General features: G+C 39.6%; 25 protein-coding genes. 20 read left to right on the forward strand and 5 right to left on the reverse strand.

All coding sequences use genetic code 11. The features are described 5' to 3' along the window. Positions 1 to 17: 17 nt before the first annotated feature. The 3 genes from MMB69_RS18825 (at position 18) to MMB69_RS18835 (ending at position 3490) form a co-directional block, all read left to right on the forward strand. Positions 18 to 1580, forward strand: a complete 1563-nt coding sequence (locus MMB69_RS18825) for a gamma-glutamyltransferase family protein (protein WP_264408934.1) — start codon at positions 18 to 20, stop codon at positions 1578 to 1580. 20 nt (positions 1581 to 1600) lie between these two features. Further along, the gene (locus MMB69_RS18830) at positions 1601 to 1804 is read left to right on the forward strand and encodes a CapE family protein (RefSeq protein ID WP_014461308.1); all 204 of its coding nucleotides are present in this window, start codon (positions 1601 to 1603) and stop codon (positions 1802 to 1804) included. Between the two features lie 123 nt (positions 1805 to 1927). Next, positions 1928 to 3490 (forward strand): gamma-glutamyltransferase family protein, encoded by a 1563-nt coding sequence (locus MMB69_RS18835; protein WP_277448202.1) that lies wholly within the window; start codon positions 1928 to 1930, stop codon positions 3488 to 3490. A 26-nt stretch (positions 3491 to 3516) separates the two neighbouring features. On the opposite strand, the gene MMB69_RS18840 is transcribed toward MMB69_RS18835, so the two are convergent. Continuing rightward, the gene (locus MMB69_RS18840) at positions 3517 to 3966 is read right to left on the reverse strand and encodes a staygreen family protein (RefSeq protein WP_221783947.1); all 450 of its coding nucleotides are present in this window, start codon (positions 3964 to 3966) and stop codon (positions 3517 to 3519) included. Positions 3967 to 4114: 148 nt separating this feature from the next. On the opposite strand from MMB69_RS18840, the gene MMB69_RS18845 reads away from it, so the two are divergent. The 3 genes from MMB69_RS18845 to MMB69_RS18855 all read left to right on the forward strand — a co-directional run bounded on the left by MMB69_RS18845 (position 4115) and on the right by MMB69_RS18855 (position 5766). After that, positions 4115 to 4282, forward strand: a complete 168-nt coding sequence (locus MMB69_RS18845; protein ID WP_014461305.1) for a hypothetical protein — start codon at positions 4115 to 4117, stop codon at positions 4280 to 4282. Between the two features lie 222 nt (positions 4283 to 4504). After that, the gene (locus tag MMB69_RS18850; protein WP_264408936.1) at positions 4505 to 4978 is read left to right on the forward strand and encodes a hypothetical protein; all 474 of its coding nucleotides are present in this window, start codon (positions 4505 to 4507) and stop codon (positions 4976 to 4978) included. A gap of 128 nt (positions 4979 to 5106) precedes the next feature. After that, positions 5107 to 5766, forward strand: a complete 660-nt coding sequence (locus tag MMB69_RS18855) for a haloacid dehalogenase type II (protein WP_264408937.1) — start codon at positions 5107 to 5109, stop codon at positions 5764 to 5766. 31 nt (positions 5767 to 5797) lie between these two features. On the opposite strand, the gene MMB69_RS18860 is transcribed toward MMB69_RS18855, so the two are convergent. The 3 genes from MMB69_RS18860 to MMB69_RS18870 form a co-directional block, all read right to left on the reverse strand. After that, positions 5798 to 5980, reverse strand: coding sequence for a CsbD family protein (locus MMB69_RS18860; RefSeq protein WP_013055716.1), 183 nt, complete (start codon positions 5978 to 5980; stop codon positions 5798 to 5800). A gap of 140 nt (positions 5981 to 6120) precedes the next feature. After that, complete coding sequence (locus tag MMB69_RS18865; RefSeq protein WP_221783951.1) at positions 6121 to 6612, reverse strand: NUDIX hydrolase; 492 nt, start codon at positions 6610 to 6612, stop codon at positions 6121 to 6123. An 89-nt stretch (positions 6613 to 6701) separates the two neighbouring features. Further along, complete coding sequence (locus MMB69_RS18870; RefSeq protein ID WP_221783953.1) at positions 6702 to 8252, reverse strand: glycoside hydrolase family 10-like protein; 1551 nt, start codon at positions 8250 to 8252, stop codon at positions 6702 to 6704. Between the two features lie 215 nt (positions 8253 to 8467). Here MMB69_RS18870 and MMB69_RS18875 point away from each other — a divergent pair, with 215 nt between their 5' ends. From MMB69_RS18875 to rpiA, 13 genes are all read left to right on the forward strand, one after another. Beyond that, a complete protein-coding gene (locus MMB69_RS18875; RefSeq protein ID WP_221783954.1) occupies positions 8468 to 9322 on the forward strand; it encodes a MurR/RpiR family transcriptional regulator in 855 nt (284 codons plus the stop codon). Between the two features lie 14 nt (positions 9323 to 9336). Beyond that, entirely contained in the window at positions 9337 to 9642 is a 306-nt protein-coding gene (locus tag MMB69_RS18880) for a PTS sugar transporter subunit IIB (protein WP_221783955.1), read from the forward strand. Positions 9643 to 9722: 80 nt separating this feature from the next. Further along, positions 9723 to 11024: a PTS sugar transporter subunit IIC gene (locus tag MMB69_RS18885; protein ID WP_277448203.1), complete on the forward strand. Its 1302-nt coding sequence runs from the start codon at positions 9723 to 9725 to the stop codon at positions 11022 to 11024. 54 nt (positions 11025 to 11078) lie between these two features. After that, on the forward strand, positions 11079 to 11345 hold the full coding sequence (locus MMB69_RS18890) for a hypothetical protein (protein ID WP_033578208.1): 267 nt from the start codon (positions 11079 to 11081) through the stop codon (positions 11343 to 11345). Positions 11346 to 11361: 16 nt separating this feature from the next. Further along, positions 11362 to 12678, forward strand: a complete 1317-nt coding sequence (locus MMB69_RS18895) for a 6-phospho-beta-glucosidase (protein ID WP_277448204.1) — start codon at positions 11362 to 11364, stop codon at positions 12676 to 12678. A gap of 1 nt (position 12679) precedes the next feature. Next, positions 12680 to 13825, forward strand: a complete 1146-nt coding sequence (gene anmK / locus MMB69_RS18900) for an anhydro-N-acetylmuramic acid kinase AnmK (RefSeq protein ID WP_277448205.1) — start codon at positions 12680 to 12682, stop codon at positions 13823 to 13825. 17 nt (positions 13826 to 13842) lie between these two features. Continuing rightward, positions 13843 to 14178, forward strand: a complete 336-nt coding sequence (locus tag MMB69_RS18905; RefSeq protein WP_013055725.1) for a PTS lactose/cellobiose transporter subunit IIA — start codon at positions 13843 to 13845, stop codon at positions 14176 to 14178. Beyond that, positions 14175 to 15263, forward strand: coding sequence for a DUF871 domain-containing protein (locus MMB69_RS18910; protein ID WP_221783965.1), 1089 nt, complete (start codon positions 14175 to 14177; stop codon positions 15261 to 15263). The genes MMB69_RS18905 and MMB69_RS18910 overlap by 4 nt, the downstream gene beginning before the upstream one ends. Continuing rightward, a complete protein-coding gene (locus MMB69_RS18915; protein WP_277448206.1) occupies positions 15253 to 16161 on the forward strand; it encodes a BadF/BadG/BcrA/BcrD ATPase family protein in 909 nt (302 codons plus the stop codon). The genes MMB69_RS18910 and MMB69_RS18915 overlap by 11 nt, the downstream gene beginning before the upstream one ends. 35 nt (positions 16162 to 16196) lie before the next feature. Next, the gene (gene murQ, locus MMB69_RS18920; protein ID WP_277448207.1) at positions 16197 to 17111 is read left to right on the forward strand and encodes an N-acetylmuramic acid 6-phosphate etherase; all 915 of its coding nucleotides are present in this window, start codon (positions 16197 to 16199) and stop codon (positions 17109 to 17111) included. A gap of 97 nt (positions 17112 to 17208) precedes the next feature. Continuing rightward, a complete protein-coding gene (locus tag MMB69_RS18925; RefSeq protein WP_269870536.1) occupies positions 17209 to 17967 on the forward strand; it encodes a carbon-nitrogen hydrolase family protein in 759 nt (252 codons plus the stop codon). Positions 17968 to 18099: 132 nt separating this feature from the next. Next, entirely contained in the window at positions 18100 to 18690 is a 591-nt protein-coding gene (locus MMB69_RS18930; RefSeq protein ID WP_098600133.1) for a hypothetical protein, read from the forward strand. 82 nt (positions 18691 to 18772) lie between these two features. Next, a complete protein-coding gene (rpiA, locus tag MMB69_RS18935) occupies positions 18773 to 19441 on the forward strand; it encodes a ribose-5-phosphate isomerase RpiA (protein ID WP_013055734.1) in 669 nt (222 codons plus the stop codon). Between the two features lie 32 nt (positions 19442 to 19473). Here rpiA and MMB69_RS18940 read toward each other — a convergent pair whose 3' ends face one another. Next, on the reverse strand, positions 19474 to 20067 hold the full coding sequence (locus MMB69_RS18940; RefSeq protein ID WP_013055735.1) for a YdbC family protein: 594 nt from the start codon (positions 20065 to 20067) through the stop codon (positions 19474 to 19476). Between the two features lie 136 nt (positions 20068 to 20203). On the opposite strand from MMB69_RS18940, the gene MMB69_RS18945 reads away from it, so the two are divergent. After that, positions 20204 to 22135 carry a hypothetical protein gene (locus tag MMB69_RS18945; RefSeq protein WP_277448208.1) on the forward strand — a complete coding sequence of 644 codons (1932 nt, stop codon included), beginning with the start codon at positions 20204 to 20206 and terminating at the stop codon, positions 22133 to 22135. Positions 22136 to 22173: the final 38 nt, after the last annotated feature.

A 22173-nucleotide genomic window follows, 5' to 3' on the forward strand; every position in this document is an offset into this window, starting at 1 on the left:
CACAGAGGAGGTAAAAGATGATAAATAAACGTAATACGATTATTGTTTCCATTGTCATCTTTTCACTCATAGTAGGTGTATGTGTTTATCAATTTATGTTTCCAAAACAAGAATATGCAGTAAGTACTTCAGATCCTCGCGCCACAAAAGTAGGTATGGAAATTCTTAAACAAGGCGGTACAGCAGTTGATGCAGCTATTGCCATTTCCTACACGCTTGGTGTTGTGGAACCGTACGGATCAGGACTTGGGGGAGGCGGCGGAATGCTGATTGATCCAGCAGATGCCTCTCCAACATTTATTGACTACCGAGAAATTGCACCTAAGAATGATAAAGAAGATGAGATTGGCGTACCAGGGTTCGTCGCTGGTATGGATTATATTCAGCACCACTACGGATCTCTGTCGATGAGCAAACTAATCGACCCGGCCATTAACTATGCCGAGAATGGGTACAAAGTGGACAAAGATTTGCACGATAGGCTGGTTTCATACAAAGGTAATGTGAATGAAGATGAAATTCCTAGCTTTTATCCAGATAAGGACGCCATTAACACAGGTGAAATTGTCAAACAGCATGAATTAGCGAACACGCTGCAAAAGATTAAGGAAGAAGGGCCAAATGCTTTTTATAGAGGGAAAATTGCAGACGATATTACAGAAGAAACAAAAGTAAGTCACAAAGACTTGCGAAAGTATGCGCCTGTTGAGCGGAAACCTCTATCAACGAATTATAAAGGTCATCAAATTATTTCAGCACCTCCGCCTTTTGCTGGTGCTACGCTCATTCAAATGTTAAAAATGACGGATCAAGAAGATATTTGGAAGCTGAAGAAATCGCATCCTAGTCTTTATTATCATTTTCTTGGTCAAATTTCAAAAGTAGCTTATCAAGACCGCTTGAAAAAAATTGCCGATCCGGCTTTTATAAAAGAAACGCCAAATGATTGGATCGACGATCATTACGTGCATTTACTTCGTAATAAATTAAATAATACTGAAACAGATCATACAAAAGTAAGCGACGTCGAAGAACATGAAAGTACCACTCATTTTGTTGTCATGGACGGTGAAGGAACCGTTGTATCAACAACAAATACGCTGAGTAATTTCTTCGGCAGCGGTGAGTATGTAGATGGATTCTTTTTAAATAATACACTCAATACGTTTGGAGAAGGAATTAATAAGCGTCAACCTGGTAAGCGTCCAAGAACATTTACAGCCCCTACCATTATTCGTGAAGGTGATGAATGGGTAATGTCCATTGGCACACCGGGAGGAAATCGCATTCCTCAAGTATTAACGCAAGTAATTGGGGATTATTTTGAAGACAAAGATTCCATTAAAAACGCAGTAGAAAACAAGCGTGTCATTTTTGATTCTCATAAGTTTTATTCAGAAGCTAAGCTTAAACAGTCAACTAAAGATGGTTTAAAAACGTACGGCTATGACTTAAAAAACAATGATAACGCGATGTTTTACGGAGGCGTTCAAGCACTTGTGAAAGACTTAAAGAAAAACAAAATTCAAGGTGACGCTGATCCGCGCCGCCACGGTTTATGGGAAAAAAGTACAGACTAACTTAATTGGAGGAATAGAAAATGATCGCAAAACGAATCGTAGGGATTGTAGGACCAATTGCTATTGTAGCAGGAGTAGTAGCAGGACTTGGAGCTTTAAAACATCCGGCTACTCTTTCAACAGATGAACAGCAAAAAATTGAAAATAACGTAAAAATGATTGAACAAACAAAATCTGCTGCTACAGATGCAGTAAATGATGCTGCGGCAGCTTCTGGAAAATAAATCTTAGGTAGTGACAAAAAGGCATCGTCCTAGACGATGTCTTTTTTGTGTGCAATGTAATGTATGGATAAAAATGAAAGCGCTTCACAAAATATACAGATGAGTAAAAATGGAGGGTAAGATGTGAATAAAAAATTACTGTTGTTTAATATTATGGCTTTTTTATTATTAATTTGCGTTATAGTCGCTTTTTTTATGACTCAATCGAGTACAGACCTTAGTCCTGAAAAGCTGCTTAAAAAAAATAATGATCATTCTTATGGTGTGAGTTCTTCTAATTCTCTGGCAGCAAATGTAGGGATGGACGTATTAAAAGAAGGCGGGAATGCAGTAGATGCGGCCATTGCTATTTCGTATGCCCTCAATGTAGTCGAACCTTTTGGATCTGGAATTGGCGGAGGTGGAGGTATGCTGATTGCCAAAAAAGATCAGCCTGCTACCTTTATCGATTACCGGGAAACCGCTCCAACTTCTATGAGTGGTAAAAACGGCGTGCCGGGATTTGTCGCTGGTATGGAATATATTCAGCAGAAGTATGGTACAAAATCAATGAGTGATTTGATTCAGCCGGCTGTTGAATACGCTGAAAAAGGGTTTGAAGTAGACTCTCTTTTATCTTCTCGATTGTATTACTCTAGAGGAAGGATGGATGTAGCCGATCTATCCGCTTTTTATCCAAAGGGAGAAGCAATCGAAGAAGGAGAAACGCTGTCGCAGCCAGTGTTGGCTAAAACGTTAATTAAGATTCAGCGAGAAGGTGCATCTGCATTTTATAAAGGAGATATGGCACAAGATCTTGCTGATGCAACGCCTATTTCTAAAAAAGACCTATCTTCCTATCAAGTGACAGAAACCAAGCCTGTCGTTTCTGCTTACAATGGAACGGAAGTGATTTCAGCGCCTCCGCCTTTTTCCGGAATTACACTTATTCAAATGTTAAAAATGGCAGAGAAAGAAAATCTTGAAACCAAGCCTGATAAAGACTATTACGAAACGATGAACAGAATTAAAAAAGCAGCTTACTCCGACCGCTTAAAACAAATCGGCGATCCTGACTTTCATAATCAAAACTCAAGTGAGTTAGTTAGTGATGATTATATAACAAACCTGGTCAATCACCCGACACGTTCTTCAGGTGAAGGCGATGAAGAACACGAAAGTACAACACATTTTGTAGTTATTGATTCAGAAGGAACCGTCGTATCTACAACCAATACGTTAAGTAACTTCTTTGGTACAGGGGAACAAGTTGACGGCTTTTTTCTTAATAACAATGCTGATACGTTTGGAAGCAAAGAACCGAATAATCGTGAGCCGGGAAAAAGAGCAAGAACCTTTACGGCTCCAACTATTATAAGAGAAAAAGGCGAGTGGGCGATGGGAATAGGTTCTCCAGGCGGAACACGGATTCCTCAAATTTTAACTCAGGTACTTTCTAAAAATCTTGAAGGAAATGAACCGCTTCAAAAAGCTGTAAATGAACCGAGATTTATTTTTGACGATTCGACTATTTATGTAGAGCCTGATTTAAATACAAAAAATATTCCTTCTGCGTTTCGAATAGAAACAAAGGAAAGCGACGTCTTTTATGGAGGTATCCAAGCGTTAACCATTAATTTTCAAGATAAACAAATGGAAGGAGCGGGAGACCCTAGAAGAAATGGAGTTTGGAAAACAGGAGATTAACGAAGTAAAGATCCCTTCTCATATGCTTAGGCATAGTGAGAAGGCGTTTGAAAATATCGAATGGAACGAAATTCTTTGTCACTGGAATGAAAATGTACGTAAATGGGGGAACGATCTAAAGCAGGGTGAGCGTTGAAAAACGTGGCATCACCGTAGCGCAATGCTTTTAGCAAGTAAGGCATTTCTTGTTTGAAAATAGCATATCGTATGGCTTGAACGGATTTTTCCGTTTGTTCATTTCCAATAAATACGTATACATACAGTGTATCAACACCGTCTTTGTGGAGCCATTCGGCAAAAAGCTCATTTCGCTGCTCATTTAATTGATCAACAGCAAACTTTTCGTCGATCCAAAGAAATAAATCGTCTGTTTGTTCAGAATGTGTGAGGGTATAGCGTCGCCCAATAAAAGGAAAGGTGGGCGTGCTTCCTTGCCGGTATGTGACGCTAAATTGCTGAGGATTAAAAGCAGACAAAGGGCATCTTCCTTTCACGCTTTTAAGTAGTTTATGCATAAAAAAGAGAAATTTCACACATTCGTCAAGAATTTTAAGCTGCTTTTCTTACATGCATACTTATGAAAAAGTTGTTACACTGAAGAAAAGAAATAGTGGGTGATAGAAGATGGAGCCGCTGTATATTGTTTTAACGATTTTTTTAGCAGCCATGCTATCGTATGATATTGCTAAATTTGTTCGAGGGGATCGGCCAGATTGGAAAGAGGGTCTCGTGACGGGCCTTGTGTTCGTCGGCTTTTTAGCAGCCATGCAAATGGCTTTTCACATTGTATAGCGCAGAAAGAGACTGTGACAAACGTAGTTTAGTTGAAGGAAGATCCGAACGATGAATCGTTCGGATCTTTTATGGTTAGGGTGAACGTAGATTTCATGTATGTAGTTATGTCTCAATCTCTTTTTTAAAGATATGCCTGATAAGTTTAGTCCGGCAATACTAAAAAGCCCCGATATCGAATAAGCTGTTGTATACTGCATTTTTGATAAAGGGGCTTTTTACTTGTATCGAAAAAAAACACTGCTTTTGAAGCGAAGTTTAGGAGTAGCTGTGTTTCTTGCTGTGATTGCGCTGGGAGTTTGGATATTTCAATTTACATTCTTTTCTCCGAGTCATCAAGCCAAATCTGCCGTAAAAGAATTTTATACGCTAGAACAGGAAGGGAACTTTTCGGAATCATGGAACCTTTTTCATTCGTCCATGAAAAAGAAGTGGACAAAAGGTGCATACATACAAGATCGAGCACACGTATTTCTCAATCATTTCGGAGTAGACACTTTTACGTATTCCATTGAAGGTGTTGAAAAAAGAAAGAGCTGGAAGATGGAAAATGATCGTAAAGCGTTTCCTGTTGTTTACGAAATGACCGTTATCCAAACGTATAAAGGGAAATATGGAAACTTTGATTTGGTGCAGAAAGTGTATGCTGTTCGTGAAAAAGGAGAATGGAAAGTCGTGTGGGATTATAAACAGTAGGAGAGCCTGCTGTTTTTTCTCTTCATAAGAAATGAGCATACCTCAGCTGGTAATATGCCTCTTTTTTAACAGAAAAAACGTTATGTTTTTTTACGAGTGGGTAAAATGAAAGAAGGAGGCGAACACAGATGAAATTTAAAACGATTTTATTTGATGCATATGGAACACTGTTTGATGTACATACCGTTATTGAAACGTGTGATAAGCTGTATCCGGAGCGGGGAGAAAGTATTAGCCATTTATGGCGTTTGAAGCAAATTGAATACGCCATGCAATATCAGCTGATGGGACGATACATTGACTTTTATACATTAACAAATCAATCCCTGAAATATGCAGCAGAAGCAAATGATATTGATTTAACGGAACATGAAGAAAAAATGCTGATGAGTGCTTACATGAAGCTGAATGTCTACGATGAGGTCAAAGAGGTGCTCGCCTATTTAAAAGAAAAAGGATATCGTCTGGCTATTTTTACGAATGGTCCTAAGCACATGATTGATCCGCTTGTTTCTTATCACAATATGAATCATTTATTTGAAGACGTTATTTCCGTAGACGAAATCAAACAGTACAAGCCTACAATGGCAAGCTATCATTATGCAAAAAATAAAATGAATGCAAAAAGAGAAGAAGTATTGTTTCTGTCATCGAATACATGGGATATTGCCGGTGCTAAAAACTACGGGTTCGCAGCGGCTTGGGTTAACCGAAAAGGAAATGTAGCTGAGCATAAAGAGTTGCAGCCAAACGTAATCATTAAAAGCTTAAATCAGCTTATTAAATAAAAAAAGAACGAGCATTAAGCTCGTCCTTTTTTTATTTATTGCTAAATGTATCTTTTGTTTCACCTACTGCTTTTTGAGCATTTCCTTTTGTTTTCTCAGCTTTTCCTTCACGCTGAAGGTCGCGGTTATTTGTTGCATTTCCCACTTGATCTTTTACTTCACCTTTAGCTTTTGATACATTTCCTTTAATTTTATCTCCTAAACCTTTACTCATTTTAATCTTCCTTTCTATTAGTGAATAAGTAGTGTTACTTGTCTATTCCACCATTAGAAAGGAATTAAACATATTTTCTGATTTTGGCCTAAACAGAAGCTAAGCCTGCGATATTCAAAAGTAATGTTTAGTCACTATCATCATTCGGAGGTTTTAAGTTCCCATTCATCATAAATCTGAGATTCATAAGGCCATGATAATAAGCTTAAAGATTCCACTGCTTTTAGAACAAGAGGCGAAGCATTATCGATGTTAAGATCCTGCGGTGCGATCCACAATGCTTCTAAAGAATCCTGTCCTTCAAACTGGACGGGGTTGGAAAGAAGCTCACCGCCGGCAATATCTACGTGATAAAAAACGGCAATGTGATGTACATGGGTAAATTCTTTCCACTTACAGGGATACTGAAAATCCGTTGTGCCCGCTTGAGAAATAATAGTAATTTCAAAGCCTGTTTCTTCACTAAATTCTCTTTTCATTGCATCTATTAATGTTTCACCGTGCTCTAGCTGTCCGCCTGGCAAATCAAAGCGATGAATATACGGGCCCCTATTTTTTCGAATAACAAGCAGCTTGTTATCTCGCATACAAATTCCATATACGCCAAAAGCGCGATCATAGTTTGCTTCCATCTTTTTTCACTACTTTCTATAACAGAATGGCTTGATAAAGCATCATTTGATTTCTTTATCCTACCATACATTTTGCTATAGAACCTTTTTTAATGAGATGCTTTTACAGTAAGCGTGCGGGAAACAGCACTTTCGTTATGCAAACGGTCAACAGAGGTTACAACATATGTGTATGTTTGATTTTTGAGTGCGTTTTGATCTACAAACAATTGTTTTTCTCCTGTTTTTCGAACGGTTGTCAGCAAGTTTTCTGCGTTGTTAATATCGCCTTTTTTATTGCCTTGGAAGCGATAAATGGCATAATAAGCGGAATCATTCTGCTGGTGATCTCGAATTTCAAATGCTGGTTCTTTTGTATGAGGGCCCGCATTTTTTAATTTTGGTGCTTTTGGGGCTACATTATCAAGCCAAGGCATTGAAGGAATAAGAGCAGGATGTTTATAAATATCGTTTTGCAGCTTGTCCTTTATTCCTAGCGGGTTTCGGTTCAAATCTTTCAGGCTAAAATGCATGCTCCCCTGTACTTCTGGAAACTGGTGATTTAGAGCAATTTGCCTTGGATACTCATCGGGATCAGACCAAGCTTCCACCGCGTTGTTATTAATTTTGTAAGCAGCTTGTCCAATATAGAGGTGGACTGGCTTTCCGCGAACTTCATCTCTCCACCAGTTGAGCAGCGTATCGTAAGCAGCGGGTTCAAATCCGATATTCCAATAAATTTGCGGAGTGATGTAATCAATGTATCCATTTTGAATCCATGTACGCGTATCTGCATACAAATCATCGTAATTTGTTTGTCCAGCAGTCGTCTCAGAGCCGGTTGGATCATTAGCGATGTTTCGCCATACGCCGAACGGACTGATGCCAAACTTTACGTATGATTTTGTTTTTTTAATAGACGTATTTAAATCTCGAACAAGCTGATTAACATTGTCACGTCGCCAGTCTTCAATATTGGAAAACGTTTGAGCACCGTAGGTTTCATATGTTTTTTGATCTGGAAACGTTTGACCTGCAATTTTGTAAGGATAAAAATAGTCGTCCATATGAACAGCATCAATATCATAGTTTCTTACGACTTCGAGCACTTCTTCAATAATAAAATTTTTCACTTCTGGAATACCTGGGTTGTAGTAGAGTTGTTTTCCGTAGGAGACGACCCAATCAGGATGTTGTTTGGCAGGATGATTATCGGCAAGTTTGTTTAAATCAGTATGATTCATTGTAATGCGGTAAGGATTAAACCATGCGTGGAATTCTAAGTTGCGCTTGTGTGCTTCCTCCACCATAAAAGCCAGAGGATCGTAGCCGGGATTTTTTCCTTGTGTACCGGTTAAATATTCTGACCACGGGCCATATTTCGAGGGATAAAAGGAATCAGCGGTAGGTTTAATCTGAACGACCACAGCATTCATTCCCATCTTTTGTACTTCATCTAGCAAATAGGTAAACTCTTTTTTCTGCTGCTCAACCGGAAGACCAGGCTGAGAAGGCCAATCAATATTGTATACGCTTGCAATCCAAGCCGCTCGAAGCTCCCGTTTTTGATACGTAGTAGGTACGTCTGCTTTAGCAGGTAATGTGCTCGAACAAAACAGCAGTAAAAACAAGATGCCTCCAACCCATTTTTTAATATGCATGTTCGTTCCTCCTTCTTTTTTGGCTGAGATAAAATTTCTTTCATAATATAGCATGCGGTCGTTATATTCACAATAGATTTTAATAAAATATTCTGAAAAATAAAATAAAGTTTTAAAAATATCAGAAAAACATTGAAATTAAACTTCAGAAAAAATATAATAATGGTAATTTAAAGAATATTTTAGAAATACGTTACTTAACGATGGAGGAATTCATGCGCCAATTTTCCGTACTTACTTTAATCGATGCACAAATGAATCATTACAGTCCTGCTGAAGGAAGAGTAGCTGATTACGTGTTAGAAAATCCTACGACCACGTTGAACCTAACCACCAAACAGCTAGCGAAGCAGTGTCAGTGCAGCGAAGCTACGATTATTCGCTTTTGTCAGCGTGTAGGGATCAATAGTTTTAAAGAGTTAAAAATTGAATTAGCAAAAGATGCCCATAAGGTGAATACCGAGCAGCTGCCGAATCTTCCTGTTAATTTCGAAGACGAGACCGAAGCCGTGCTTGAAAAAGTCATGAGCAAAAGTATGAGCGCACTTATGAACACAAGCCGGCTAGTGAGCTCTTCTGCAATTGATGCAGCTGCGGAAGCTATTCATGGAGCGAAACGAGTGTTTTTATACGGAGCAGGAGGGTCATCTGTAGTTGCGCTAGATGCTCAGTATAAACTGCTTCGAATTGATATTTCGGCTCTGTTTTCATTAGATAGTCATGTTCAAATGGTGATGGCTACGAATATGACAAAAGATGATGTGCTGTTTGTGGTATCAACTTCTGGTCAAACAAAAGAAGTGGTGGAGCTGATGCAAATAGCCAAAGATAAAGGAGCAGCCGTTATTTTGCTAACGCAGCACGGATCATCTCCAGCTTCTAGATTAGCTGATATTCTGCTGACTATTTCAGTAGAAGAGCAGCATATTCGAATTGGAACGATGAGCGCTCGTATTGCTCAGTTAGCCATTGTAGATGCGATGTTTATACGGTTATGTATTCAAAAAGGCAATCAAGTGTTTGAACGCATAATCGATACACATAATGTAATTCAAAAAATAAAGAGGTAGGGGGAAACGAGAAAATGAAGGTATTGTTTGTATGTTCTGGAGGAATGTCAAGTTCAATTGTGGTAAAAGCATTAAAGACGGAAGCACAAAAGCACGGAACGGATATGGAAGTGCTGGCAATTGGGACAAATGAAGTGGCAGAGGAAATTCAAAAAGGCTGGGACGTTGTAATGGTTGCACCGCAGATTCGTCACCGGTTTAACGCAGTGAAAGCGGAAGCGGATAAAGCTTCTGTTCCATGCGGGCCCATTCCGCCGCAGGCTTATACGCCGCTTGGAGGTCCGACGCTTTTTAAAACGGTTCAACAGCTCGTTAGCTGAGGAAAGCAGGTGTATTCCTGCTTTTTAAATAAATAAGGGGTTTATTACACAAGGGGAGAATATAGAGGGGGAAAGGGTATATGAGCAAATTTGTGTCGTTTTTAGAGAACAATTTATCGGGACCCATGGCCAGATTATCAGAACAGCGGCATCTTCAAGCCATTCGTGATGGTGTTATTTCCGCTTTGCCGTTTATCATTATCGGAAGTTTTTTCTTGATTTTAGCGTTTCCGCCTGTGCCGCAAGATAGCACAATTGCGAAATGGGCCGCTGATAACAGCGCCAATATTTTAATACCGTATCGAGTAACGATGTTTATTATGTCTTTATATATAGCCTTTGGGATAGGGTATAACTTGTCCAAAAGCTATAATCTCGATCCGCTGTCAGGAGCGCAAATTGCAGTTGCTGCACTACTTCTTACGCTGACTCCAAAGCTGATTGAAGAAGAAGGGTTTATGCTTCCAATGACCAACCTTGGAGGTCACGGTTTATTTGTGACGATGATTGTGTCGATTTTATCGGTCGAAATTCTCAGGTTTTGTAAAGCAAAAAATGTCACCATTAAAATGCCGGAACAAGTGCCGCCTTCGGTATCGAGGTCTTTTGAAGCACTAATACCGGTTGCGATTGTTGTTGTACTTATGACGATTATTACGATTGTTTTAGGTATCGATCTTCACCATTTAGTTGATAAACTAGTTGCTCCGCTTGTAGAGGCAGGAGATAGTTTAGCAGGAGTATTAATACCGGTTTTCTTAATTACGTTTTTCTGGTCATTTGGAATTCACGGCGTCTCTGTTGTTGGGACAGTGGCACGCCCTGTATGGGAAGTGTATTTAGCCAAAAATGCTGAAGCGGTGGCAGACGGAGCTTCCACACTTCCGTATATTGCACCTGAAACGTTCTTTCAGTGGTTTGTTTGGATTGGAGGATCTGGAGCAACGCTGGGCCTTGTTTTAGCAATGCTGTTTTTCTCAAAATCTAAATATTCGAAAGCGCTTTCTAGGACATCTTTTATTCCAGCGGTTTTTAATATTAACGAACCAATTATTTTCGGTTTGCCAATTGTCTTAAATCCTATTTTAATTATTCCTTTTATCATTATCCCGATTATTACAACGATCATTTCATACGCAGCAACGGCGACAGGTCTTATTACGCCAACCTACGTAATGGTTCCTTGGACGCTACCTGCGCCAATCGGGGCTTATCTATCAACCGGAGGAGACTGGCGGGCGGTTGTGCTAGTCGTTATCAATATTGCTATTTCTGTTGTCATTTATCTTCCATTCTTTAAAATGTATGACCGAAAAATGGTTGAAATGGAAAAAAGCGATGAAGTAACGGTTACACCATCCGATAGTTCAGTTCAAATGTAAAGAAAGAGAAGCCAACTTGTTTGGCTTCTATCTCTTTAATAGGAGTGAGGATCAATGTTTGTTCGGTTTCGTTATAAAACAGTGTTTTTATTTCTGCTAACCATGGTTCTTTGTAACGTTATTTTTACACCTCTGCTGCAGTATGCTGGTCTGTCAGCGCAGCATAGTTTATTTGCCATTACAAGTCTGTCAGCAGCGCTGCTGACAACATTTATTTCCATTCGGCTTTCAACAGCAGCTTTATCTAAAACCGCTGTTTGTATACGCTTTGTTTTGCTCGGGGCAGGGTGCACAGCCGTTACATATTTAGCCGTTTTTTAACAAGGAGGGGCAAAAAATGAAAGTAGTGACAATAGGGGGAGGATCAAGCTATACACCGGAATTGGTCGAAGGGTTTATTAAACGATATAATGAGCTTCCAATTCGAGAGCTATGGCTTGTAGATGTTGAAGAAGGAAAAGAGAAGCTTGAAATTGTAGGAGCACTTGCGAGAAAAATGGTCAAAAAAGCAGGTGTTGATATGGAAATTCATTTAACGCTTGATCGAAAAAAAGCGTTGATAAATGCTGATTTTGTAACGACACAGCTTAGAGTAGGCCAGCTTGATGCACGTATTCATGATGAACGCATTCCCCTTAAGTACGGAATGATTGGTCAAGAGACAAACGGGGCAGGAGGGTTATTTAAGGGCTTGCGAACGATCCCAGTTTTGTTGAAAATTGCCGAGGAAATACACGAAATTTGTCCAAACGCCTGGCTTATTAATTTTACAAATCCTGCTGGCATGGTAACGGAGGCGCTGCTTCGCTACGGAAAGCATTCTAAAGTAGTAGGAGTCTGTAACCTGCCTGTACATATGACAAACTCAATCGCCAGCTTGCTTCAAATCGAAAAAGAAGATGTTCACATTGAATTTGCAGGGTTAAATCACTTGGTATATGGGCTGCACGTGTATGCAAAAGGAAAGGAAGTAACGCAAGAAGTAATTCAGCGTTTAAGTGATCCAAAGTCCCGAGTAACAATGAAAAACATAGCTCCTATTCCATGGCAACCAGACTTTTTGGAAGCTCTTGGCGTGATTTTATGTCCTTATCACCGCTACTACTATAAAACAAAAGAAATATTAGAAGAAGAGCTGGTGGCCTTTCAGTCAGGTACTACGCGCGCTGAAGTGGTCAAAGCATTAGAAGCCGAGCTCTTTGAACTCTACAAAAATCCAAATCTAGAAAGTAAGCCTCCGCAGCTAGAAAAACGAGGAGGCGCTTACTACAGCGATGCCGCATGTAATTTAATTTTATCTATTTATAACGATAAAGGTGATATTCAAACATTAAATGTAAGAAACAATGGCGCTATTTCCTCACTCCCGAACGAATCTGCGGTTGAAGTAAACTGCGTGGTAACAAAGCAAGGACCAGTCCCACTCGCTGTCGGTGAACTTCCTGTAGAAGTGAATGGACTGGTACAGCAAATTAAATCGTTTGAACGAGTAGGAGCAGAAGCTGCGGTTACAGGATCTTACGAAAAAGCACTGGTTGCACTTACTATTAATCCGCTTGTTCCAAGTGACGCATTGGCTAAGTCGGTCTTAGACGAACTGCTTCAAGCTCATCGCAAGTATTTACCCGCTTTTTTTAAGGAAGTGAACGCGTAGTATGTATGCTGTTGGACTTATGTCAGGAACGTCACTGGACGCAATTGATGCAGCTCTTGTGGAGATTGAAGGAAGCGGCTATGAAAGTAAAGTTAAACTTCTTCAGTTCATTACCATGCCGTTTTCACCTCCGTTAAAAAAGGAAATTGAACAGGCGCTTTCTCTCGAACATTCAAATGTACAGCTGATCTGCAGCTTGAATTTTAAACTTGGCTACGCGTTTGCAGATGCAGTGAAAAGAGTGTGCCAAGAAGCCGGGTTTTCTCTTGAACAAGTAGATATCATCGGATCGCATGGGCAAACCATTTACCATCAGCCCTATGCTTCAGAAAATATAGCGATGTCTACACTCCAAATTGGAGAGCCCGCTGTTATTGCCTATGAAACCAAAACGAAGGTAGTGGCAAACTTCAGAGTGATGGACATGGCAGCGGGCGGGCAAGGTGCTCCGCTAGTTCCTCACACGGAACGGATTTTGTACAGCCACGATGACCGTACAAGGCTGCTTCAAAACATTGGAGGTATTGGGAATGTAACGTTGATTCCGCCAAAACACTCTCCTATACCGGTAGTAGCTTTTGATACGGGGCCGGGAAACATGATGATTGATGAAGCGTGTCAGCAGCTTTTTAATGTTTCATTTGATGAAAATGGGCGTTTAGCAGCTGAAGGAAAGATTATTTCGGAGCTTTTAGAAGACTGTATGAATCATGATTATATGGAGCTTTCTCCTCCTAAATCGACGGGAAGAGAGCTGTTCGGTACACAGTACACAAGGAGGCTGCTAGAGAAATATAGCAAACATAAAAAAGAAGATCTGCTAGCTACGATTACTATGTTCACTGCATCATCCATTGTACATCACTATGAAACATTTATTTTTCCTGCCTATTCTATTGACGAAGTGATTATTGGAGGAGGCGGAAGTTATAACAATACGCTGATGAATATGATTAAAACGCAGCTTGGGAAGCGCTGCAGCGTGTATACACAAGAAGAAATAGGAATGTCTTCAGAAGCAAAAGAAGCCGTAGCTTTTGCGGTGCTCGCAAATGAAACACTTTCAGGTTATCCAAGCAATGTACCAAGTGCAACCGGCGCCTTGTCTCCTGTAATATTAGGAAACATTACGCCTGCACCACTATAAAAAAGGGGATGGAAGAAATGACAGAAGCAGCAAATATGGAAAATGAAATTTTTGAACTTATTGCATACGGAGGAAATGCTAGATCACTGGCATATGAAGCGTTAGAAGCAGCTGAAGACTATGATTTTAATAAAGCCGACGAACTGTTAAAGCAGTCTCAAGAAGAGCTTAGTCATGCTCATAAAACGCAAACTGCGCTTATTCAACGTGAATTGAACGGAAAAACAATTGAAAAGTCGCTGCTTTTAATTCACGCGCAGGATCATTTAATGACGGCTATTTCAGAGCAAAAATTAATTGAACATATGATTAAGCTTATTAAAAAATTTAAAAAAGAAGGCGAAAATCAATGAAAAAGCTAGGTATTGCGATTTACCCGGAACATTCGACCGTGGAAAAAGATAAAGCGTATATAGCACTTGCGCATCAATACGGATTTACACGTATTTTTACGTGCTTGCTTTCTGTTGAAGGCGATCAGAAAAAAGTAATGGCAAATTTTAAAGAAATTATTGAGTTTGCCAATGAGCTAGAGATGGAAGTAGTAGTAGACATCGCTCCTCGCGTATTTGGAGCGCTCGGCATTTCTTATGATGATCTATCTTTTTTTCACGAACTAGGGGCTTATGCTATTCGTCTTGATCTAGGGTATACGGGAAATGAAGAGTCCATTATGACCTTTAATCCATACGGCTTAAAAATTGAAATTAATATGAGTAATGCAACAAAGTATGTCGATAATATTTTAAGTTACCGACCGAACCGTAAGCAGCTGCTCGGGTCGCACAACTTCTATCCTCATCGATATGCGGGATTGTCGTATGATCACTTTATGAAGTGTTCAGCATTGTTTAAAGAACATAACCTTGAAACAGCTGCTTTTATTAATTCACCAAGCGCTACTTTTGGACCGTGGCCTGTTACTGAAGGACTTTGTACGCTTGAAATGCATCGCACGCTTCCGATCGACGTGCAGGCTAAGCATCTTTTTAAAACGGGATTAATTGATTGTGCAATCATTGCGAATGCTTATGCATCAGAAGAAGAAATGAAGGCGCTGCGTGATGTTGTTCAGCAAGAGCGCTTTACCTTTAATGTGACCCTGTATGATACGATTACTGAACTTGAAAAGAAAATTGTGCTGGAAGAGTTTCATTTTTACCGCGGAGACGTATCCGATTATTTAATTCGCTCTACGCAAAGCCGAGTAAAATATAAAAAAGAAGAATTCAAGCCTACGCATACTCCTTCCATTCGAAGAGGCGATATTTTAATAGAAAATGAACTTTATGGTCAGTACAAAGGAGAGCTGCAAATTGCGCTGTTAGACATGGAAAACTCCGGGAAAACTAACGTAGTAGGGCGCATTGCAGAAGAGGAAATTTTCTTATTAAATGAACTGCAGCCATGGGATAAATTTGCTTTTTGTGAGCGGTGATGAAATGGACTATATTATCGGTATCGACGGTGGCGGAACAAAAACAGAAGCCGTTGCGTACAGCTTAGACGGTCAAAAGCTCGCTGCTTCAAAAAGCGGTTACGGCAATTTACTCATTAATTACAATACGGCTGTTACTCATATTGATGAATGTATTACGGCGTGCAAAAATGCGCTTGCTGGTCATACATGTAAAGGCATTTCACTAGGGCTTGCTGGAAGTAAAGCATTATCCAAAGAAGAAATAAAAAGATATTTTTATGGTCGGTATCAGGTAGAAGTAGGTTTATATGATGACGCCATGATTGCACATGAAGCACTACTGCATGGAAAAGACGGAATTTTAACCATTGCAGGAACTGGAGCCGTCAGCATTGGAAAAAAAGACGGGGTATACGAATACGGAGGAGGGTGGGGACACCTTCTTGGAGATGAAGGAAGCGGATATTGGATTGGTCTTCAAGCACTGATATTGCTGACGAAAGAGCATGATCAAAGCCGTCCTTACAGCAGCCTTAGTCAGACAATCTTGCAACATGTAAAAGCAGACACCATACACGACATAAAAAAGTTTGTCTATTCATCTCCTAAATCAGAAGTTGCTTCACTCACTCCGCTTGTTGTACAGCAAGCAAGAAATCATAAACAAGAAGCGAGTGACATCCTTCACCAAGCGGGAAAACACCTTGCAGATATGACTCTTCATTTGTATACGAAACAGCGGTTTGAAGGGAGCTGCTTGCTGGCATGCAAAGGCAGCATTTTAACGGAAATTCCGGAAGTGTTTGATGTTTATAAAAAAGCATGTGAAAAAGAAATAAAGCATATCCAGTGGGCAACACAGCGAGTATCATCTGCTAAAGGAGCTTATCAGCTGTTCATGAATGAGTATAAATAGAGAAAAAATGATGGTGGAAAAGGCAGGGGATCACAGTGAACTTAAATCATATCTTAACAGAAAAACGCAATCCGCAAACCTTAAACATTGATGAATTATCAAGCCTGGAAATTGTAAAAAAAATTAATGAAGAAGATCACCAAGTGCCTCAGGCAATCAATAAGGTGCTGCCTGTTATTGCTCTGTTAGTAGATGAAATTGTCAGTGCTTTTAAACAAGGAGGACGTCTGATTTATATCGGAGCAGGTACAAGCGGGCGGCTAGGCGTGTTAGATGCATCTGAATGTGTACCAACATTCGGTACACCTGCCGAACAAGTAATTGGGATCATAGCCGGGGGAGACAAGGCGCTCCGGCATGCGTTAGAAGGAGCAGAAGATAATAAGAAACAAGCGATAGAGGATTTGAAAGCGATTAATTTATCGAATAAAGATATTCTTGTAGGGATAGCTGCAAGTGGAAGAACGCCTTATACACTCTCAGCGCTTGCGTATGCAAACAGCCTGGGGGCATTAACAGGCTGCGTTGTAAATTCTCCTCAATCAGCTATGGAACAAGAAGCAAACTATGCAATAGTAGCAGAATCAGGGCCGGAAGTTGTAACAGGTTCTACAAGAATGAAAGCTGGAACTGCTCAAAAGCTTGTTCTTAATATGCTGACGACCGCGTCTATGATTCAAATTGGTAAAGTCTACAGCAATCTAATGGTAGACGTACAGCCGACTAATGATAAACTCGTACAGCGTGCTAAAAATATTATTGCAGAACTAACAGGCGTCTCATCAGAAGAGGCAGCGGAAAGTTTACAAACATACAAAACGCCAAAAGCTGCCATTCTTGCGCTTCTTACTTCTACAGAAGGTGATGAGGTGCATCGGCTACTTGATAAACATGACGGACATTTAAAAAAAGCCATTGGAGAAGCAATGGAACAGCAGACTAAAGATTAAGCCGCCAGCAAATTAAATTATTTACGTAAAGATAAAAAACTCATGTTACGCTAGTAGCATGAGTTTTTTTATGATATTGGAAGTGGAGGAGCAATGAATGAAAATTGGGTTAGCGCAAGTGAGATTTCCAAAGTCAGCCGCAGAGGGTGTAGAAACGGTAGAAAATTGTATGAAACAAGCAGCAGAAGAAGATTGTAACCTTGTATGTTTTCCAGAATCAATTGTGCCGGGACTTAGAGGAGTGGGTTTTGAAGTTGAGACATACAATCACGAAATTCAACAAAATACGCTTTATAGAGTTAAGTTGCTTGCCAAACAGTTAAAGCTCAACGTAATTTTACCACTGGAGTGGCGCGACGAACTTGGTATGCATTTAACTGCTTTCGTAATTGATGAAAATGGAAAAGAATTAGGGTATCAAACTAAAAATCAAATTGATCCAGCAGAAGATCAATTTGGTTATAAGCCTGGAAATGGCCGCCAGTTGTTTGAAATAAACGGCGTGAAATTCGGTATTGTTATTTGCCATGAGGGATGGCGCTATCCTGAAACTGTCCGATGGGCTGCTATAAGAGGAGCGAGCATTGTGTTTCATCCACAGTTTACTGGTGAAGTACCAGATCCGAAGTTTTATGATTATGCAATGATTGCAAGAAGTACGGAGAATGGTATTTACTTTGCAAGCGTGAATTACGCATTAGAGAACCAAAAAAGCACGACTTCTCTTCTTTCTCCAAAGGGTGAATGTTTGATAAAAGCGAAAGCTGAAAAGCAAGAACTACTAACGTATACGATAGAGCCCGGTGAGGCTAACCGCCTGTTAGCTCAGCGTCTGTTATCAAATTTACTATTGTAAAAAAGTTTATTTTCTCTAGTTAAATTAGCATGTGCGCTCTTATAACCCTTTGGTTATTTCTCCTTATGACGATATAAACGTCAATGTGGTATTATCAAAAGTTAAAGGGGTATTAAAAGGTGTGTGGAAACAATGGATCGGAAAAAAGCCGCATCAGTAGCTGGAGCATTGGTCATTGCCGTAGGAATTTGGCTGTTTCAAAGCGGGAAATTTAAAAGTGAAGCGCAGGCAGATAAGTTTACGAGTACATTTTTGGTCGATCATGAACAAACAGACAATGGATTTGAATTATTTACTTCGGATACCAATCAATATAGGATGTGGTTTCCGCTTCAGTATGTTATTCATAAATCTTCTTATAAAAGCAGTGAAGATGAAAGTGAAGTATGGACAGCATCAACGAAGGAAAATGATTCATACAATGCTGGAAAAATAACGGCTTTATTTTCTAAGAAAAAAAGTAAAGCAGCTCAAAATAAAATGGATGCGTTTCAGCCTGATTACATGTTAAAAGGTAAAAATGCAACAATTTATGTGAAAAAACAAACAAGAGATGGAAAGCACAGCATTTATCATGCTTATGTGAATGATGATTATTCAGACAAGTATATTTACTATACGTTTGAACTAAAAAGCAGCGAACAGACAAACAGTACAAAACAGCAGTATTGGGTAGAAAAAATTCTTCTAAATACACAGTTTCAAAAAAACTCAGCTGAATAGTCAGCTGAGTTTTTTCGTAAGAGTTCATAATGCTTTTGCTTTTTTATGTAAACGGGTACAATATGAGTAAGGAGGCCTTTGTATGATTGAAAAACAAGCAGTTGGTGAAAAAGCAGCACAATTTGTTGAAGATGGAATGATTGTAGGGCTAGGGACAGGTTCAACAGCTTATTATACAATTGTAAAACTAGGTGAACGAGTAAAAAATGGATTAAACATCAAAGCGGTTCCTACTTCTCAAAAAACAGAAGAGCTGGCAAGGAAACTAGGTATTCCCATTGTTACCTTAGCAGATGTTGAATATATTGATATAGCAATTGACGGAGCAGATGAAGTGGATAGCGAACTTTCTTTAATTAAAGGAGGAGGAGGCGCGCTGCTTCGAGAAAAAATGATTGCGTACGCAGCGAAGCGGTTTATCGTGATTGCGGATTCTAAAAAAATAGTGAAGACGCTAGGAGCTTTTCCTCTTCCTGTTGAAGTTATACGTTTTGGCTGGGAAATGACGGCGAAGCATATTCGCAGTGCAGGTTGTGTACCGCAGCTTAGGCTTTTAGATGATCATACGCCGTTTATCACCGATAACGGAAATTATATTCTAGACTGCCATTTTTCAGAAATTGAAAATCCTGCTGAGTTGGAAAAACAGCTGATAAGGATCCCAGGCGTAGTAGAAAGCGGTTTGTTTGTAGGAATGACGGAGGAAGTTATTACCGTACAAAATCAAGATGTTCATATCATAAAAAAATAGAAGCTTTGGCGTCGGGCCTAGGCTTCTATTTTTTAATTGGAAAGAACGTTCCAATTTTTCTCTAATTGATATATGTATTGAGACGCGTTCAGTACATTTGGATGAACGAAGGTATCAATTGTTTTTTGCGGACAAGCAGATCCGTATAATGAAAAAATGACAAGCTTGCTATGCTCGATTGGTGATACGACGTGAGATAAACAGCGATAAGAAGGATTTATCAAGCTTTTTACCATCTCATGGATATCTTCTTTGTCGTAAAAATCGACTTCAATTTCCGTCTTTACTAAATAACGGCTTTCAATGGCGCTGCTTCGGTAATAATTGTAGCGTGCTCCTATGAAGTAGGACGGATCTGATGTGGAAACGTCCAAATTCGTATATGTTTGATCCTGCTTGCTTTTATAAAAAATAGAATCATGAGTATGCTTCATGAATTCTTGATAAGTTGTTCCATCTTCCCACAGAGCTAAAATACAAGCATCTGTTTCATCTTCCACGTTCCAACCCCCTAATTGGCCAATGAAACCATTCACGTGTGCAAGAGCAGCCCAATGCTGTTGCGTATATGAAAAAGATGCTTTTTTATCAGTCGGTATGCTGCATTTCACAATTTTTGTCAACATTCTCCCATCACCTCAATTAATTACTTCGATAAATGAAGGGAAAATCCTTCTAAAAAGAGGAAAATCATAGACATATCCCCCCCTTAAAAGCCATACATTTCAAATAGGACAATGTTAGGGAAAGAAGGGGAAATGAATGAAAGTTTTTCGTGCAAAAGCCTGTCAATCTCCTATGCGAAAAGGCTGGTCAATTATGTTTCAGCATCCGTTTAAAAAAGATGAAAGAGGAAGATCGCACCCGTTTGTTAAACGGTTTATGTATACAGAGCAACACGATGAAATTGACATTCTGGTTGAAGAGATGAATGAACTGCTGAGAGTGCAGGATTTTTGGACAAGTACTGCAAAAGGAAGAGCAAAAGCAAGATATGATGAACGAGTAGTGAATGCTTTTTATAACGATATTGAAAAAAGAACGAGTGAACAAATTGACAGCGAGTATGAGTACATTCATGTAATCGGAGAACAAGGAAGCGGCAAAACAGCCTTAATCCGCCAGCTTCTTGGTATAAAAAAGGAATGTGGCTTTTTAGGAATAGGCAGTAAAGGCGCTTATTCTGCTACGTATAAGGTGAAGGATTCCCAACACTATGAAGCTGCTGTCTCTTTTTTTACGCGAAGTGAAGTGCAAAGGAAATTGGAGAATATCCTACTAAGAAGCGCTGAAGTGTATGCTGAAGGAGGAACGGATTATGACTTGGTCTTTGAGTTGTTACACGGAGATTCTTCTTTTAATCTGCGCGCTCTTTTGGGAGATATTCCATACAAAGCCCGTTATTTTAATGATGATGTTCCTTTAAGAATGAGCGACGAAAATAGTTCATTCAAACAATTTGTAGATGCAATTAAACGAGAAAGTGAAATAGTAAAAGACGCTGTTGATCAAGAAGGAAGAGATTTTGCAGAGGTATGGCATAAGCGGCTTGAATGTAGGAAAATCACCGAGCAAATGCTTCTGTCAATTGAATCCCAGTTGAAAGAATACAAGGAAGGAATATGGGAAATAGGAGAAGACGACTGGCCAATATCCTGCCGTCTCACAGCAAAAGAGCTGTCTTCCTTTGGCCCGCTAACAAATGAAGAAGAAGAAAATAACGGATGTCTTATTTATCCATTGTTTCGTAGAATTGAAGTTTGCGGCCCTTTTTCTTTCAAAAAAGGAGTAGCGATTTGCGAGCATCCGTGTTTTGAATATACGAGCACCATCCACAATTCTTTTAAACAAGCAGCTTCTATTTTATACGTACATCATGGGCTTAAAGAATTAAATATTCAATTTCTTCAACAGCTCATCGTACATGGTCACGGTGCTAAGGTAAACGTTTGTGTTACACACGGAGATTTGCTTACCTCTCCAAGCTGCCGTACGGATTATGCTAAAAAACATGCCATGGCTAAAATGATAGATTATGCGCTTAAAAGCGTTTCACCTCTTATGAAAAAGCAGCTTCACTACTATTTAACAGTAGGGAATACGTCTATTTTAGAATATGTACACGAGGAATTCAAAGAGAGCCACCTTCTGTATAAAGACATAAAGGCAGCTTTAGTATCAGAAACGAGAAAAAAGCAGCAAGAGCTGCATCCTATTTATTTAAACTTAACTGTTTCCCAGGCTTTTTATGAGGCGATGGAGTCGCTGAACATTCCTTATATGGATAGAGAAACGTGTTTGAACATTTCCTTAGGAGAGCATGAAGGGCCGGTGCCAGTCATTGCGTCCGCTTTTATTTCATCTGTCTACGAGCATTTTCTAAGCCAGCCGTCTGGATGGTCAAGTACCTATCATTCGGTCACCGACCGACAGCAGGTTATTCAAGAATTAGCAGGAGAATTCGCAAGCGTTGTTTATTCATATTTGAACGAGCAGCTACTTGAAAATGCCCGTAAGGACTGGCTCGCTCTTTATAAAGAAAAAGAAGACGATCAACCGTATAAATATAGCAGACTAATAGAAAACGTAATTCCTGCCAAAAATGATATCTATCAGCAGCAAATTCTTATGAGAACGGTTTATCAGCTGATTAAGCATGTGATAGAAAAGAAAGACGGCGTAATGGTTCATTAAGGAGTCAATGTAAAAAGAGGCTTATCAATAAAAAAACA

The sequence above is a fragment of the Priestia sp. P5 genome (genome assembly GCF_029522155.1).
Lineage (GTDB): Bacteria > Bacillota > Bacilli > Bacillales > Bacillaceae_H > Priestia > Priestia megaterium_E.